Genomic DNA, 14,726 nt, shown 5'->3' with positions numbered 1-14,726 from the left:
ACACAGGCGGATAGGCTTAACGACGCCGTCTGGGAGGAGCCCTCGGCCTTCGGCATGCACCTAATGAGGGGGCTTTAGTGGCTAAAACGAACGAACGGTCCCAACGCGGTGGCCATACGGGCGTCAGCATCGAAGACGTCGCAGCCGCCGCCGGGGTATCCACAGCGACAGTCTCCAGGGCTGTGCGCGGACTGCCACGGGTCTCACCCGCGACCCGAGAAAAGATCCTTAAGGTAGCGGCCTCGCTGGGCTACGTCGCCAGTTCCTCCGCTTCAGGCCTGGCTACCGGGCGGACGCGAACCATCGGCGTGCTGGCTCCTTTCGTGAGCCGCTGGTTCTTCTCCAAGGCCATCGAGGGAGCAGACCGGGAATTGCATTCCCGCAAGTACAACCTTTCCCTGTTCAACCTTGGCGGCCACGGGAGCAACCGTGAGCGGCTGTTCAGCTCCACCATGGTCTACAAACAGATCGACGCCCTCCTGGTGCTCTGCATGGCGCTGAGTGAGGAAGAACTGGAACACCTCCACAAGATCGACATTCCACTGGTGGTGGTTGGCGGGCACGTCGAGGACTGCGCCTACATAGGGATCAACGACTACGACGCGGCTTCCACCGCCGTGCGCCACCTGCTGGACCTGGGGCATAAGGACATCGCTTTGCTGCACGGCGACGACGAAACGGACTTGAACTTCGATGTTCCCCGCGTCCGCATCCGCGCCTTCCAGGAAGTGATGTCCGACGCCGGACTGGACGTCCGTCCCGAATGGGACGAGTGGGGGGACTTCACCGTGGCCAGCGGACAGCAGGCCTTTAACCGCTTGTGGAGCCAGCCCGGACGGAAGCCGACGGCGATTTTCTGCTCGTCAGACGAAATGGCCATGGGCGTCATTTTCGAGGCGGCACGCCACGGGGTGCGGGTACCCGAGGACTTGTCCGTGATCGGCATCGATGACCACGATTTCTCGGCATCCCTGGGCCTGACAACGGTAGGCCAGCGGCCCGACAACCAGGCCGAGTTGGGCACCAGGATGCTGCTTGACGAACTCGACGGCCATGCCGGGGCCGTCCGCTCGCAGACGGCTCCCCACGAGTTGATCGTCCGCGAGACAACCGCCCCGCCCTGCCGGTAGGAGGCACTCGGGGACAGGCGCGACGTCAGGCTTTCTCTCTGTGGTGATACTTTCCGTACCTGTTCAGAAACCACATCATCATTGCGAATCCCGCGACGCCGAGCAACGGTATCGCCCAAAATGCGATTTCGGTGTCCCGCAGGATGGCAGCGACGGCGCCCCCGACCATGGCAAGCAGTCCGATACCCGGCGTCGCGGTGGAAAACCGCTGGTTCCCGCTGAGTACTTGACCATTGGCAAATGCGTGGACCACGATGAACACCACTGCCGCCAAGGGGAAGATCACCGGCCAAATTCCCTGCGCGAAACCGATAATTTCCAAGGACACACCGTAAACAAGGCTGAGAACAAGCCAGTAGCGTCGTTCAACGCTTTGCTTCGCCCGTTCCATTGCCTAACACCCCCTGTTGAAATCTATGAGTGAACCGCCCACGCCCATAACCAAGTAGCAACTGAAGGCGGTCCATGGTCCAAAAAATCCTAAGGCTTCACAGATCAGGGTGGAACTGGAGAACCACGCCCAGAACGCAGCCCATGCTGATCCGCACCTGGGAAGACTGAGGTCCAACGGCTGGACAGAATAGGTGTGGAGCCCGCCACCCTGAACTCTGATCATCGGACTCCCATGCGTCAGTCTGAGGGATGACGCGCCATGGAAGGGCCCTGCAGATTCCAATTTCAGTTCACCCGAGTTAGTGATCTCGATGAGGCCGGCAAGGGCGGAGGTAGGCATGGATGCCGCGGCAAATTCCTTCTGGAGATTCAGGTCGAAGCCTGGCGTGCTTGACAAGTATCGAGTCAGCTCCGGTGCTCTATCGAGCATCTGCATTCTCCGCTCAAATCCAACCGGGTCCGAATTTTTTGCTTGTTCCAAATTCCTCATTGCCACCAAGCGCTGCTCGGGACTGGGTTGCTCTAACAAAGACTTGGACGAATCGTGCGGGGTTGCTGTAGCCGCTGTCGCGGGACCAACGAGACCTACCATGAGGGACATCAGGGTGACAACGACCGCGATTTGCCTCGAAAGACGGTTGACAACGAGCCGTGCAGTCTGTGCATAGGAATTCAACAAGAAGCATCTCCAATCAAAATTCGAATTTCAATCGGAAGTCTGCCTCAGGAAATGGCGTCTAGGTGGCAAGAAAAAATCTCTAGGTGTTGGTCTCCCGCAGAAACATGCGGAGCAGGAACTCCAAATTTGTCAAAACCCAAAAATTAGGTGTTTTGAGAAACCGTCTAGGTGTTGGGGACACTCAATTCAGGAGGCCCGGGCCAGCTGGCGGATGGGGATCCAGCGCGAGGCCAGGCGCCGGTACGCCGCAGCGGCCCCGGTCATGTCGCCTTCGGCCAGGCACTCGATGCCCAGGCGCACGTCCATGGGGGATTCATCCGGGTACACCTTGTCCGCCACGGCTCCGTAATCCAGCTCCACCATGGACTGGACGTGGAACAGTTCCAGCCATTCGGTGAGCTGGGTGAGGTCGTCCAGCATGTCCAGGTCAGGTGCTGCCAAGGCAAGGTGCGCCACGGCGAAGCGTGCCCGGTCCAGGGCTTCGGTGAGTGGGGTCCACACCCGGACGGTGACAATGTGCCCGTCCGATTCCACCACGTCCTTGCGGTCCGACTCAGCGAAGAGCGAGAACCAACTGAAGGGGATGCCCCACGTCGAGGCACGGGTGTGGACGCGTTTGGCGTCGTCCCCGGCGTTGATGCGGTCAATCCGGACCTGGTGCTTGTCGCGCTGCGAGACCGGAATCAGCAGGTCCGCGAGCGGGCTGTGTACCCCGTCCATGAGGGCGTTTGCCGCCAAGCCGGCCCGAATCACCAGTTGGCTGGGGCAGTAAAGCAGGCGACCGGCGTCGTCCGCTGGCGTCTCTTCACCGGAGTCATCCAGTGCGGCGTGCCGCCCGTTGGGGACGCGCGTCATGCGCACAAGGTCGGTTCTTCCGGTCGGAAACGGGTCGCCGCCGGTGCGCGTGATGCGTCCCAGCGAGGCCTGCAGCTCCGCATTTTCGACGGCGGCCCGGGAACCGATCCTGCCGCTGTCCGCCACGAGTTGGCGCTGTTGTTCCGCGGGAAACGCCTCGAGCGGCTCGTAGATCCGCAGGGACGACGAAAAGGGCAGGCCGGCCTGGCCCCTGTACAGGTTTCCACTCATGTCCAGCCAGCCCCTTTCACTCCGAATCGTTGGGTGGTTAGTCGGCGAGTTCCACAATCACGGGAGCATGGTCCGAGGCACCCTTGCCCTTGCGTTCCTCGCGGTCGATCGACGCGCCCGTAACCCGCGCGGCCAATGGTGCCGAGGCGAGGCAGAAGTCGATGCGCATGCCTTCCTTCTTGGGGAAGCGCAGCTGCGTGTAGTCCCAGTACGTGTAAACACCGGGCCCCGGGGTGTAAGGGCGGACGACGTCGGTAAAGCCTGCGGTTTCGAACGCGTGGAAGGCGGCGCGCTCCGGTTCGCTGACGTGGGTGAAGTTGTTGTCGCGGAAGAGCTGGATATCCCACACATCGTCGTCGAACGGTGCAATGTTCCAGTCACCCATCAAGGCGATCTGGGCGGTGGGATCGGCCTTGACCCACTCGGCTGCCTGACCCTGGAGAACTTCCAGCCACTTGATCTTGTACGGCATGTGCTCGTCGTCGAGCGAGCGGCCGTTGGGCACATAGAGGCTCCAGACGCGGATCCCGCCGCATGTTGCCGCGATGGCGCGGGCTTCCTGGGCGGGGTTCTTGCCCGCTTTGCCGAAGGCCGGCTGGTCGATGAAGGTCCGCTCCACGTTTTCCAAGCCCACCCGGGAGGCGATGGCCACGCCGTTCCACTGGTTGACTCCGAAGTGGGCCACCTCGTAGCCCATGCGCTCGAAGAGCTCCCACGGGAAGTTGTCGTCCTTGCATTTGGTCTCCTGGATGGCCAGGACATCGCAGTCGCTGCGCTCAAGCCAGGCTTCCACGCGGTCGGCGCGGGCACGGAGGGAGTTCACGTTCCAGGTAGCTATCTTCACAGCCACTAACTTACCGAACTTGGGGCCGCGCGCATCCCCTCCGAAAGGATTGCTACCGCTGCGGACGCTGTGCGACCGGCGTCAGTTGGCGTAGACCAAGGGGCTTCGTGCACCCCGGCGGAGCCTGATGCCGCACACAATCAGGAGCAGCCCGGCAATCACGGCAAATGCGGCAAGGAAGCCCGCCATGGCAAGGAATCCGAGGCCCGGGTTGACGATCACCAGCAACCCGAAGAGGGCCGTCACCACCCCGGTGAGCAGCCAGACAGGCCAGCCGCTCATGGTGCTCCGGGCTGCGAAGGCCAGGATGATTTCGGAGACGCCCAGGATCAGCGCCCACAATCCGATCAGCACTGCCAGGGCGGACGCCGTCATGCCTGGCCAGGCAACGGCCACGAGGCCCGCGGCGATTGAGATGAAGCCGCCGATCAGGGACCACCGTGAATGGCGGGAGGGATCGTAGAAATAGTGGGCAACATTGGTGAGGCCGTCAACGATCGCGAAGACTCCGAACACGAACACCAGGGCGAAAACCGTGGACACGGGGAGTGCGGCAATGGCGAAGCCGAACAGCACAGCCAGGATCCCGCGGAACAGGAGTGCCGTTCCGGAATGCTTGAACATCTTGCGTCCTGAGGCGTCGGACATAGCGTCAGTTTAATCCAATGCAGTTCCCGGTCATATAGGGAAAGCAGGGGAAACTCAGCGCATCCCTTCCCGCCGGATCGCCGTGGCGATGGCGGCGGCGCGGGTTTCCACGCCGAGCTTGGCATAGATGTGGGCAAGGTGCGTTTTGACGGTCGCTTCGGAGATGAACAGCCGTTTGCCCAGGTCGCGGTTGCTGAGGCCCTGGGTGAGGAGGCTGAGCAATTCCGCTTCGCGCGGGGTGAGGATGTCGTCCGGATTGCGGAGTTGCTGGAATAGCCTCGACGCTACGGGCGCACTCATGACGCTTTTGCCCTGCACCGCACCGCGGACTGCGGCGAAGATCTCCTCCGGTGCCGCGTCCTTGAGCAGATACCCCATGGCACCGGCATCGACGGCCCGGACAATGTCCGCGTCCGAATCGTAGGTGGTGAACACTATGATCGCCTGCCGCGGATTGCCCTGCCGCACCTGCTTGATGGCCTCGATCCCGTCCATGCCCGCGCCCATGGCCAGGTCCATCAGGATCACGGCAGGGGAGTGCTCCTGGGCAGCCTGCAGGGCTTCCTCACCGGAGGCTGCCTCGGCGACGACGGCGATATCCGCCTGGGTGCCAAGCAGCGCCTTGAGTCCGCTCCGGACAACCGTGTGGTCGTCCACCAGGAGCACGGAGATGATGGTCACGGGGTCTCCTCCGCCAGCGCTCATGGGGTGTCTTCCGGCAGGGGCAACTGGGCCGCGATGATGGTGCCTTCGCCGGGTGTGCTTTCTACGGACAATTGTCCGCCCAACTGTTCCACCCGCTGCCGCATGGCCCGCAGCCCGTACCCTCCGGCTTCCGACGGCGGTGGTACCGCTCCGGGATCAAAGCCGCGGCCGTCGTCGTACACGTCCAAAGTGACCGCCCCCGGAAGGTACCCCAGTGTCACGCTGGCGTGCCGGGCACCAGCGTGCAGGCCGATGTTTGCCGCCGCGCTCTGGGTGACGCGGAGCAGCGTGTGCCGCACTTCGGCGGGAACGGTCCTGGGGTCACCGGTGACGTGGACGGTGATGGCTGCGACGTATTGCCGGGCTGCGTGTTCCAAGGCGTCTTCGAGGGGGCCGGACTCAAGGCCCGGCGCGGAAAGTTCATGGACCAGGCTGCGGGTATCGGCCAGGTTCCGGCGGAGGAGTCCGGTGGCCTTGAGCAGGTCGTCACGGGCTGACGGGTCCGGCCACGAACGCTGGGTGGCCTCCAGCAAGAGCAGGCTGCTGGCCAGGCCCTGCGTCACGGTGTCATGGATCTCCCGGGAAACCCGCTCGCGCTCGGCCGCAATTCCGGCAGCGCGCTCACTCGCGGCGAGCTGGTCCTGGGCCGTGGAAACGTCCGCCAGCAACTTCCGTTGCACGGCGGCGTCGCGCTCGATCTTGTCGTAGATCAAGGTCAGCAGCACGCCCGCGGCCAGCGGACCCAGCACCATGGCAACATCGGTCCAGTCGCTCAGGCGGAACAGCCCGACGGCGGTGGCCGCCGCCGTCGCGCCGCCGGCAACGTACGCGGGCCAGCCGCGGAAAACGCTACGGCAGAGGAAGAAGATGGCGAACGAGCACCACGCGAAGCTGGGCGCCACGATGACCAGCGCTGCCCAGGCGGCGAGCAAGGCGACCATCCACGGAAGCCATGGGCCGCGGTTCCGCCGGGCCAGGACGGCCGTCGCTGCGTAGAGGGCGCATACGGCCGCGGCCAGCGCGACGGTCCAGAGGTTGTCCGCGGGTGCGTGGCGCATGACGTACCGGACCCCCGAAGCGACCATGAGCACCGCGAAGCCAAGGTGGACCACCACGTCGATGCGGCCATCCAGGTGGCCGTCGGCCGGTGGCTTGGGGGCAGGTGTCATGGGTGGTTCCCGTTCGGTTGAGGGCGCTCTTTCCATGCTAGGTCTCGCGCAGTTGCAGGTCTCTCCACCTTTTGGCTGATACCGCCGACGGAAAGGATGAGGCCGGGACCGGCGCCTGGCCGATGTGGGCGCGGGGTGTCGGCCGGAAGCATGGAGCTGTACCCAAGAACGTGCCAAGGAGAAACCATGAAGATGTCCAACAAGATGATTGCCGCCGCCGCTGCCGGAGCACTGCTGCTCACCGGTGGGATCACGGCTGTGGCCAACGCTGTAGCCCCCGAAGCCGCCCCGGCCGTCGTTGCCGCCAAGGCTCCCGCCGAGGTCACACCCGCTGCAGAGAACGTGGTCGCCCAGAACCGTATTACCGTTGGTGCCTCCAGCAAGGCCGTCAATGCGGCACTCGCCAAATGCCAGGCGGACAAACTGCCGTTCGTGACCGTTGCCTTGGTGGACCGCTTCGGCACCGTCCAGGCCCTCCTACGCGGCGACAATGCCGCCGAGCACACCATCGAGGCCGCCAAGCAGAAGGCCTACACCGCAGCCGCATTCGGTGCTCCCACCAGCGAGTTGGCCAAGCGCGTCAACGGCAATGGTCCGTCCATCGCCGACCTCCCCGGGACGCTCTTCCTAGCCGGTGGTGTGCCCGTCAAAGTGAATGGTGTTTCGGTGGCAGGCATCGGCGTCGGCGGAGCTCCTGACGGTGCCCTCGACGAAGCCTGCGCTACCGCCGGTGCCGAGGCCTTGGCCGCCGCGGCGAAGTAGCCTTTGGAGATGAAGTCCCCCTCCGGAGCTTTTGAACGGATGCTGCGCTCTTGGACGCGCTCCAGGAGTGTTTCGTCCACAAAAACGCCGGTGGTGGGGTTGGGACTGCTGCTGATCGCCGGACTTGTGGCCGGCTGCGCCGCGGGTTCTCCTGCGGGCCCGGCCGGTTCGCCGACGGCCTCTCCGTCAGACACGACGGCGGTTCCCTCGCCTTCCAGCCCGGCCAGCACTCAAGCAGCCCCCAGCTCAGCGGCAGCGGCGAGCGCGGGGCCCGGTCCGTCGTCGTCCGTTCCGCCCAAACTGTCACCGGAGGCCCAATTGGAAACCGACCGGCTCCTGATCCTCGCCGCGAAAGCCAACGATCCCGCCCGGGTTCGTGAGCTGATCGCTGCCGGCGGGAACGTCAACGCGAAGGACGGGATCCAGGACTCCGCGTTCCTGTACGCCGGAGCCGAGGGGTTCAACGAGGTCCTGCAGCTGACGTTGCAGGCCGGCGCCGACGTCCGCAGCATCAACCGGTACGGCGGCACGGCGCTGATCCCCGCGAGTGAGCACGGACACACGGACACCGTGCGGATCCTGATCGCCGCCGGAGTGCCGGTGGACCACGTCAACAACTTGGGCTGGACGGCCATGCAGGAAGCGATCCTGCTCAACAACGGCGGACCGAACCAGCAGGACGTGGTCCGGCAACTCCTTGCGGCCGGGGCCAACCCGGACATCCGCGATCCCCAAGGCCGGACTGCCCTGCAGAATGCGGAGCGGCTCGGATTCACGGAGATCGCGGCGCTGATCCGGAACCGCTGACCCCGCCGGACCCAACTAGGGGACAGCACTTGCTCCACCGAGAGCTCAGTGGAACGTTTGCTGTCCCCCAGTTGGGTACTAGAGGGATTCGAGGATGCTTACGTAGTTCGCGATGCCCACGCCGCCCATGTTCTGGACTGCCCCGCGCCGTGCGTTGGGGAGTTGCATGTCGCCGGCCGTGCCACTGAGTTGCATGGCAGCGATGACGTGCTGCGAAACACCGGTGGCGCCGACGGGGTGGCCCTTGGCTTTCAGCCCACCGGACACGTTGACGGGCAGCTTTCCGTCCTTGTACACCCAGCCTTCCTTGATGGCCCGGGAGCCTTCGCCACGCTGGGTCAGGCCCATGGCCTCGTACATGATGAGCTCGGCGATGGTGAAGCAATCGTGGACCTCGGCGAAGTCGAGATCGTTGACGCCAACACCGGCCATGCCGAACGCCCGCTCCCACGACGCTCGCGTGGCGGCGAACTCGGTGGGGTCGCGCTTGTCCGCCGGGAAGAAGTCGTTGGCGTGACCGAACCCGGCCAGGCGCACGGCTGCGGTTGCGCCGTTGGTTTCCCTGGCTGAAAGTACGACGGCGGCGGCACCGTCCGAGACCGGCGAACAGTCAGTGCGGCGCAAGGGCTCGGCCACCATGGGGTTCTTGTCCGAGATGGTCCTGCAGAACTCTTCGCCGAAATCGCGGTGCATCTGGGCGTAGGGGTTGTCCATGCCGTTGCGGTGGTTCTTCGCAGCGATGGAGCCGAGGACATCGCCCAGGCCAGCTTCGAAACCGGTGCAGCTTATCCCTGTGCCGTAGCGCTTTTCGTAGTGCTTGGCGACTTCCGCGAAGAGGCCCGTGAACCCGGTGGTGGAGGGTTTCCCGGCCATCTCGTAGGAAGCGCCGAGGAGGGCTGCCCCCACAACATCCGCGCCGGCGTCGGTCATTTTCTCGGCGCCGATCACCAGGACGTTCCGCGCGGTTCCGGCGAGCACGGCTTTGACGCCCTGCTGGAAGGCTGCCGATCCGGAGGCGCAGGCGTTCTCCGTGCGCGTGGCGGGAACGTTGGCCAGATCCGCCGAGAGCTGCAATGCCAGCGAAGACGTGAAGCCCAGGGGCTGCATGCCGGAGTTGAACTGGCCCAGGTAGATCTCGTCGATGTCCTTTGGCTCGAGGCCGGAGTTCCGGATGGCTTCACCGGCAACCTGGACAATCAGGGCTTCCAGGGTGTCGTCCGTGAGCTTGCCGAACTTGCTGTGTCCCCAGCCCGTGAGCAGGATGTCTTTGCCGAACTGGTCCTTGAGGCTCATGCGTTGGCTCCTTCCAGTGTTTCTTCAGCGGCACCCTCTGCCAGCGCGGCCGTGAACTCCGCGTCGGTCTTGTCGCGCAGCTCTTCGACCGTGACGCCCGGGGCGAGCCGGGTCAGCAGGAGCCGCGTGCCGCCGTCGTGCGTTTCGCAGGTTTCCGAGTCGGGAACGATGTCGAAAACGGCGAGGTCCGTGATGATCCGGTCCACGCACTTGAGCCCGGTGAGGGGCAGGGTGCATTCGGTGACGATCTTGGCAGAACCGTCCTTGGCGTTGTGCTCGGTCAGGACCACCACGCGCGGGGTGCCGGCCACCAAATCCATGGCACCGCCCATGCCCTTGACCATCTTTCCGGGGATGGTCCAGTTGGCGAGGTCGCCGCTGCCGGAAACCTGCATGGCGCCCAGGATGGCGACTTTCACGTGGCCGCCGCGGATCATGCCGAAGGAGGTGGCCGAGTCGAAGATGCTGCCGCCGGGGTTGATGGTGACGGTCTGCTTGCCGGCGTTGATGAGGTCGGCGTCTTCCTCGCCCTCGTACGGGAACGGTCCCATGCCGAGGAGGCCGTTCTCGCTCTGCAGGACCACCCGCACGCCGTCGGGCAGGTTGTTGGCTACCAGCGTGGGGATGCCGATGCCCAGGTTGACGTAGTCGCCGTCGTTGAGTTCTTCGGCCGCGATGGCGGCCATCTGGTCACGTGTCCATGCCATGGTGTGTGCTCCTTTGCTTAGGCTTTGCTTAGGCCGGGACGGATTCGGGACGTTGCCGGACCGTGCGTTGCTCGATGTCCTTGACCCGGTCGCTTGCCTGCACCAGCCGCTGGACATAGACGCCCGGGGTGACAACGTGGTTCGGATCCAGCTCGCCCAGCGGCACGATCACCTCCGCCTCGGCGATGGTCACCTTGCCGGCAGTGGCGACGACGGGATTGAAGTTCCGCGCGGTGTAGCGGTACACGAGGTTGCCGTCGGTATCCGCGGTGTGGGTGTGGACCAAGGCAATATCCGCGGTGATGGCGCGCTCGCGGACGTACGTGACGCCGTCGAACTCTTCATGGGGCTTGCCCTCCGCCACCAAGGTGCCCACGCCGGTTCGCGTATAGAACGCGGGAATCCCGGCGCCCCCGGCGCGCAGCCGCTCGGCAAGGGTGCCCTGCGGGGTGAACTCGACCTCCAGCCTGCCCGCAAGGTACTGCTCGGCGAAAAGCTTGTTCTCGCCGACGTAGGACGCAATGACCTTCCGGACCTGTCCGGCCTCGATCAGGACGCCTAAGCCCTTGCCATCGATGCCCATGTTGTTCGAGACGATGGTGAGGTCCTTTGCGTCCGACTCGCGGACGGCGTCGATCAGGTCGGCGGGGATGCCGCTGAGGCCAAAGCCCCCGACGGCGATCGTCTGGCCGTCTGCCAAAAGGTCACGTAGCGCTTGGCTGGCGTTGGGATGCAGCTTCGACATTGGGCGGCTCCTCCTTGAGTATCCACTTTGTGGACTTGTTGTTCCCTGGCTACTGAGCCTAGGAGTGGTGCTTAGAGGGGGCAAGGCCGGCCGGACTCCCTCGCTCATGCTGTGGACGATAGAGTGGGAGGTGTCCATATTGTGGATGAATCTTCGGGAGTAACTATGGCTGACCAGAAAGCAGGGCCTGCAAAGGCGACGGCACGCGCAAAGGCGGTGCCGTCTTCAAAACCGGTGCCGTCGTCGAACCCGGTCCAAGGCGCCCAAGTGGTGGGCCGCGTAGCGGCGCTGCTTCGTTTGGTGGGGCGCAAGCCGGCCGGGATGTCCCTTGCTGGGGTTGTTCGCGAGTCCGGACTGACGCGGCCCACGGCCTATCGACTGCTCACGTCACTGGCGGCGGAGGGCTTGGTGGAACACGAGGAAGCCACGAGTAAGTGGGTCCTGGGGCCGGAGGTCTTCCTGCTGGGCTCCGTTGCCGCGGCCCGCTTCCCCATGGAGGAACTTGCCCGGCCGTCCCTGCGTCGACTGGCCGCGGAAACAGGGGAGAGCGCGTTCTTTTCCATCCGACGCGGCAACGAAACCGTGTGTGTGCTGCGGGAGGAGGGTTCGTTCCCGGTGCGGTCCTTTGTGCTGCATGAGGGGGTTCGCTTTCCCCTGGGCGTGGCTTCGGCGGGAACCGCGATCATGGCTTTCATGGATCCAGGCGAGCAGGAAAGTCTCTTGGAGGACTGGGCCGCGCACGCCGGGGAATTCGCCGACGGGCATCCTGCGGACGTGGTCCGGGACAACCTGGAACGGACCCGGCTGGCCGGCTATTCGGTGAACCCCGGGCTGGTCCTGGAAGGGAGTTGGGGGATGGGGGCCGCGGTTTTCGACCGGCAGGGCCAACCGGCGTGGGCGTTGTCCTTGACTGGGATCGAGCCGCGGTTCCGTGGGGAGCGGCAGGATTTTCTCGGCAAGTTGCTCATGGCCGAAGCACACCGGATGACAGCGCGTTTGCAAGGCTCCACGCCCATCTGAGGGACAGCAAACGTTCCACAGAGGCCCCAGTGGAACGTTTGCTGTCACAGTTGGGCACGTCAGGTGAGGTCCAGGCGCATCAGGACCCTCGGGAAGCCGTTGAGGACGGACGTGGTCTCGGCGACCTTCTTGAACCCGGCCTTCTCGAAGAGCCTCCGCGTGCCCACGTAGGCCATGGTGAGGTCCACTTTGCTGCCCCTGTTGTCCACGGGGTATCCCTCGAGGACAGGTGCGCCGTGCGCCTTGGCGAAGTCGATGGCGCCCTGCAAGAGGTGGTGCGAGATCCCTTTGCCGCGGTGACCGGGCTTCACGCGGATGCACCATACAGACCACACCTTGGAATCGTCCACGTGCGGGATCTTCCGGTTCGTTGCGAAACTGGTGTCCGCCCGCGGGTGGACGGCCGCCCACCCAACTACCTCGTCGCCGTCGTACGCCAAAACCCCAGGAGGCGGATCCTCGGCGACCAGCCCCTCGACGTACTTGCCGCGTTCCTGTTTCTGGAGGCTCTGGTTGAGCTTCGAGGGGATGCGGTAGCTCAGGCACCAGCACACGTTGGAGTCGGGTTTCTTGGGGCCCACCATGGTCTTGACGTCGTCGAACACCGTGGCGGGACGAACTTCGATAGCCATCCGCCCATCCTGACACCGGTCACTGCAGGTACGCCAGAGCGACGGGGTCAGTACCTGAGGTCCGCCTGGACGGCGTAGTGGTCCGAGGGATGCACGCCGGCCACGGCTCCGATGCCGAGAAGTGACGCCGCTACCGGATGACCGGCTCCTCCTCGCCGGGGCGTTGCGGAGAAGATGTAGTCGATCCGGCGGTCAGGCCACAACAACTGCCGGGCGGACGCGTTGGCGTTGGACCACGTATGTCCCGCGCCGGAGCCGGCAACTTCCCACCCATCGTAGAAAGAGAGTCCCTTGGCCGGTGGTGCGGTACGTCCGGTCAGCAGGCGCATCTCATCGCTGTCAGGATCGGCGTTGAAGTCACCGGCGAGGATCAGCGGAGTGCTCTCGTCTTGCGTTCCCCGGAGGTGGAGGCACAGTTCCCGGACGGCGTCCTGGCGTTCCTGGCTTTGATCCAGCCACCACGCGTCCATCACCACGCCATGGACGGAGAGCTCCCCGCGGGGTCCCTGAATGACCACGGAGAGCACGCGCAGCTCCCCTAAGGTACGGCTTGCGCTCGCCGTGATGGGCCACCGGGAAAGAATTCCGACGCCGGATAACGCGGCTTGGTCTTCCTGGGCGGCAACTCCTGTGAAAGAGTGATGCGGCAAGCCGAGCGGTCCTGCCAGGCGTCGGCATTGGCTGTCCAGGCCCTTCTGCCAGGACTCCGCGAGGACAACGATGTCCGGCTGTGCCTCTTTTAGGGCAGAGACAATGGCGGTTTCCCTCTGCTCCCATGGACCATAGAGTCCCCACACGTTCCACGTGACCACGCGGACACTGGAAGTGATGAGTTCGCCGTAGAAGTGCGGAGGGATGTCCAACGCCATCCGCCCATCCTGTCACCATTCCAACGCGAGGTCACTCAATTCCAACGCGAGGTCACTTAGGGCCCATTAGGAGGGCCAACATGGGCCGTAAATGACCTCGCGTTGGTTTTAGCGGAACGGGTTGGAAAAGTTTTTTTAAATCCCACCCATCCATGTGATCCAGCCCTCCGAATGGCTGGTGAGACACAAACCGCAGGTGAGGCAAAAGCGTCGCAGGCAAACCGTGTCCCACACCCACTGGATCCAACGCCCTGGTTCCACAAACAAGGAGAATGAGATGTTGTCCACAAAGCGCCCCGCCCTCGCCTTCGTTGGCCTCACTGCCGCCGCCCTTCTCGGACTCACGGCCTGTGGTGGTTCAGGTAGCTCCAGCTCTTCCGCGTCTTCGTCCGCCGCACCGTCGGCTTCGTCCATGGCGCCGTCGCCATCGGCTTCTTCCAGTTCGGCCATGGCCTCCAGCGCCGCCATGGATCCGGCCCGTGACCTGGTTGGCCCGGGCTGCGCCGGCTACGCTGCACAGGTTCCGGACGGCGCCGGTTCGGTTGTAGGCATGGCGCAGGATCCGGTAGCTGTTGCCGCTTCCAACAACCCGTTGCTCAAGACCCTCACCGCGGCTGTCTCGGGCAAGCTGAACCCGAAGGTGGACCTGGTCTCCACCCTGAACGGCAGCGAATTCACGGTCTTCGCTCCGGTTGACGACGCCTTCGCGAAGATTGACCCCGCCACGATCGAGGCGCTCAAGACGGACGACGCCACGCTGAGCAAGATCCTCACCTACCACGTGGTCCCCGGCCAGCTGACCCCGGACCAGATCGTTGGAACGCACAAGACGGTACAGGGTGGCGAAGTGACCGTTGCCGGCTCCAAGGATGCCCTGACGGTTAACGGCGCCAACGTGATCTGCGGCGGCGTCCACACGGCCAACGCCACGGTCTACCTCATCGACACCGTGCTGATGCCCAAGTAGGCCTCTGGTCCATCAGTCGCAATACAACGCAGCAGGCGCCGGATATCCGGCGCCTGCTGTTGTGTTGTCTGGGTTCTTCAGGAGGTCAGCGGCCCAGGTCGCTGTCCACGTAGGAGCCCGTCCGAGTGTGCTCGGAGCCGCACGGGCAGCCGCCGATCAGTTCAATCCGGACGGTCACCGGGTTGGTGCCGTCCACGGTGACGGACATCCGGTCCTTTGAATCGTTGATCACGCGGACGGGGCTTGCCTCTACGGGGGTTTGGGGCATGG

17 protein-coding genes are annotated in these 14,726 nt (G+C 64.4%); 5 read left to right on the top strand and 12 right to left on the bottom strand.

Annotated elements, in window-relative coordinates; translation table 11 throughout:
* Positions 1–77 precede the first annotated feature (77 nt).
* Positions 78–1,130, top strand: a complete 1,053-nt coding sequence (locus tag ACH488_RS19525) for a LacI family DNA-binding transcriptional regulator (protein ID WP_397326216.1) — start codon at positions 78–80, stop codon at positions 1,128–1,130.
* 25 nt (positions 1,131–1,155) lie between these two features.
* Here the strand turns inward: ACH488_RS19525 and ACH488_RS19520 are convergent, their stop codons facing one another.
* The 6 genes from ACH488_RS19520 to ACH488_RS19495 all read right to left on the bottom strand — a co-directional run bounded on the left by ACH488_RS19520 (position 1,156) and on the right by ACH488_RS19495 (position 6,654).
* Positions 1,156–1,521 (bottom strand): hypothetical protein, encoded by a 366-nt coding sequence (locus ACH488_RS19520; RefSeq protein WP_397326215.1) that lies wholly within the window; start codon positions 1,519–1,521, stop codon positions 1,156–1,158.
* 867 nt (positions 1,522–2,388) lie between these two features.
* Positions 2,389–3,288 (bottom strand): hypothetical protein, encoded by a 900-nt coding sequence (locus ACH488_RS19515; protein ID WP_397326214.1) that lies wholly within the window; start codon positions 3,286–3,288, stop codon positions 2,389–2,391.
* Positions 3,289–3,325: 37 nt separating this feature from the next.
* On the bottom strand, positions 3,326–4,132 hold the full coding sequence (locus ACH488_RS19510; RefSeq protein WP_397326212.1) for an exodeoxyribonuclease III: 807 nt from the start codon (positions 4,130–4,132) through the stop codon (positions 3,326–3,328).
* Between the two features lie 81 nt (positions 4,133–4,213).
* Positions 4,214–4,780 (bottom strand): HdeD family acid-resistance protein, encoded by a 567-nt coding sequence (locus ACH488_RS19505; protein WP_397326211.1) that lies wholly within the window; start codon positions 4,778–4,780, stop codon positions 4,214–4,216.
* A gap of 54 nt (positions 4,781–4,834) precedes the next feature.
* On the bottom strand, positions 4,835–5,461 hold the full coding sequence (locus ACH488_RS19500; protein ID WP_397326210.1) for a response regulator: 627 nt from the start codon (positions 5,459–5,461) through the stop codon (positions 4,835–4,837).
* Positions 5,462–5,481: 20 nt separating this feature from the next.
* Positions 5,482–6,654 carry a sensor histidine kinase gene (locus tag ACH488_RS19495; protein ID WP_397326209.1) on the bottom strand — a complete coding sequence of 391 codons (1,173 nt, stop codon included), beginning with the start codon at positions 6,652–6,654 and terminating at the stop codon, positions 5,482–5,484.
* A gap of 186 nt (positions 6,655–6,840) precedes the next feature.
* On the opposite strand from ACH488_RS19495, the gene ACH488_RS19490 reads away from it, so the two are divergent.
* Both ACH488_RS19490 and ACH488_RS19485 read left to right on the top strand, forming a co-directional pair.
* Positions 6,841–7,416 carry a heme-binding protein gene (locus ACH488_RS19490; RefSeq protein ID WP_397326208.1) on the top strand — a complete coding sequence of 192 codons (576 nt, stop codon included), beginning with the start codon at positions 6,841–6,843 and terminating at the stop codon, positions 7,414–7,416.
* A gap of 39 nt (positions 7,417–7,455) precedes the next feature.
* Entirely contained in the window at positions 7,456–8,223 is a 768-nt protein-coding gene (locus ACH488_RS19485) for an ankyrin repeat domain-containing protein (RefSeq protein ID WP_397326240.1), read from the top strand.
* A gap of 78 nt (positions 8,224–8,301) precedes the next feature.
* Here the strand turns inward: ACH488_RS19485 and ACH488_RS19480 are convergent, their stop codons facing one another.
* Genes ACH488_RS19480 through ACH488_RS19470 form a run of 3 tightly spaced genes read right to left on the bottom strand, consistent with a single transcriptional unit; the run spans position 8,302 to position 10,968 of the window.
* Positions 8,302–9,516, bottom strand: a complete 1,215-nt coding sequence (locus ACH488_RS19480) for an acetyl-CoA acetyltransferase (RefSeq protein WP_397326207.1) — start codon at positions 9,514–9,516, stop codon at positions 8,302–8,304.
* Positions 9,513–10,223 (bottom strand): CoA transferase subunit B, encoded by a 711-nt coding sequence (locus ACH488_RS19475; protein ID WP_397326206.1) that lies wholly within the window; start codon positions 10,221–10,223, stop codon positions 9,513–9,515. Before ACH488_RS19475 ends, ACH488_RS19480 begins: the two co-directional genes overlap by 4 nt.
* 28 nt (positions 10,224–10,251) lie before the next feature.
* Positions 10,252–10,968: a CoA transferase subunit A gene (locus tag ACH488_RS19470; protein WP_397326204.1), complete on the bottom strand. Its 717-nt coding sequence runs from the start codon at positions 10,966–10,968 to the stop codon at positions 10,252–10,254.
* A gap of 267 nt (positions 10,969–11,235) precedes the next feature.
* Here ACH488_RS19470 and ACH488_RS19465 point away from each other — a divergent pair, with 267 nt between their 5' ends.
* On the top strand, positions 11,236–11,988 hold the full coding sequence (locus ACH488_RS19465) for an IclR family transcriptional regulator (RefSeq protein WP_397326239.1): 753 nt from the start codon (positions 11,236–11,238) through the stop codon (positions 11,986–11,988).
* A 59-nt stretch (positions 11,989–12,047) separates the two neighbouring features.
* Here the strand turns inward: ACH488_RS19465 and ACH488_RS19460 are convergent, their stop codons facing one another.
* Together ACH488_RS19460 and ACH488_RS19455 are read right to left on the bottom strand one after the other, a co-directional pair.
* Positions 12,048–12,620, bottom strand: a complete 573-nt coding sequence (locus ACH488_RS19460) for a GNAT family N-acetyltransferase (RefSeq protein WP_397326203.1) — start codon at positions 12,618–12,620, stop codon at positions 12,048–12,050.
* A 47-nt stretch (positions 12,621–12,667) separates the two neighbouring features.
* Positions 12,668–13,489: an endonuclease/exonuclease/phosphatase family protein gene (locus ACH488_RS19455; protein WP_397326202.1), complete on the bottom strand. Its 822-nt coding sequence runs from the start codon at positions 13,487–13,489 to the stop codon at positions 12,668–12,670.
* Between the two features lie 277 nt (positions 13,490–13,766).
* Between ACH488_RS19455 and ACH488_RS19450 the strand changes: the two genes are divergently transcribed.
* The gene (locus ACH488_RS19450) at positions 13,767–14,456 is read left to right on the top strand and encodes a fasciclin domain-containing protein (protein ID WP_397326201.1); all 690 of its coding nucleotides are present in this window, start codon (positions 13,767–13,769) and stop codon (positions 14,454–14,456) included.
* 85 nt (positions 14,457–14,541) lie between these two features.
* On the opposite strand, the gene ACH488_RS19445 is transcribed toward ACH488_RS19450, so the two are convergent.
* The gene (locus tag ACH488_RS19445; protein ID WP_397326200.1) at positions 14,542–14,724 is read right to left on the bottom strand and encodes a hypothetical protein; all 183 of its coding nucleotides are present in this window, start codon (positions 14,722–14,724) and stop codon (positions 14,542–14,544) included.
* Positions 14,725–14,726 lie beyond the last annotated feature (2 nt).

Source organism: Paenarthrobacter sp. NPDC018779, from assembly GCF_044391085.1.
Lineage (GTDB): Bacteria > Actinomycetota > Actinomycetes > Actinomycetales > Micrococcaceae > Arthrobacter.
The sequence above is the reverse complement of the archived record's forward strand: the minus strand, read 5'-3'. Positions and strand labels throughout refer to the sequence as shown.

Bases quoted from the DNA above. Each gene is read 5' to 3' on its own strand.
- ACH488_RS19520 (WP_397326215.1), bottom strand. From the start codon at position 1,521: ATGGAACGGGCGAAGCAAAGCGTTGAACGACGCTACTGGCTTGTTCTC.
- ACH488_RS19515 (WP_397326214.1), bottom strand. From the start codon at position 3,288: ATGAGTGGAAACCTGTACAGGGGCCAGGCCGGCCTGCCCTTTTCGTCG.
- ACH488_RS19505 (WP_397326211.1), bottom strand. From the start codon at position 4,780: ATGTCCGACGCCTCAGGACGCAAGATGTTCAAGCATTCCGGAACGGCA.
- ACH488_RS19495 (WP_397326209.1), bottom strand. From the start codon at position 6,654: ATGACACCTGCCCCCAAGCCACCGGCCGACGGCCACCTGGATGGCCGC.
- ACH488_RS19490 (WP_397326208.1), top strand. From the start codon at position 6,841: ATGAAGATGTCCAACAAGATGATTGCCGCCGCCGCTGCCGGAGCACTG.
- ACH488_RS19485 (WP_397326240.1), top strand. From the start codon at position 7,456: ATGCTGCGCTCTTGGACGCGCTCCAGGAGTGTTTCGTCCACAAAAACG.
- ACH488_RS19480 (WP_397326207.1), bottom strand. From the start codon at position 9,516: ATGAGCCTCAAGGACCAGTTCGGCAAAGACATCCTGCTCACGGGCTGG.
- ACH488_RS19475 (WP_397326206.1), bottom strand. From the start codon at position 10,223: ATGGCATGGACACGTGACCAGATGGCCGCCATCGCGGCCGAAGAACTC.
- ACH488_RS19470 (WP_397326204.1), bottom strand. From the start codon at position 10,968: ATGTCGAAGCTGCATCCCAACGCCAGCCAAGCGCTACGTGACCTTTTG.
- ACH488_RS19460 (WP_397326203.1), bottom strand. From the start codon at position 12,620: ATGGCTATCGAAGTTCGTCCCGCCACGGTGTTCGACGACGTCAAGACC.
- ACH488_RS19455 (WP_397326202.1), bottom strand. From the start codon at position 13,489: ATGGCGTTGGACATCCCTCCGCACTTCTACGGCGAACTCATCACTTCC.
- ACH488_RS19450 (WP_397326201.1), top strand. From the start codon at position 13,767: ATGTTGTCCACAAAGCGCCCCGCCCTCGCCTTCGTTGGCCTCACTGCC.
- ACH488_RS19445 (WP_397326200.1), bottom strand. From the start codon at position 14,724: ATGCCCCAAACCCCCGTAGAGGCAAGCCCCGTCCGCGTGATCAACGAT.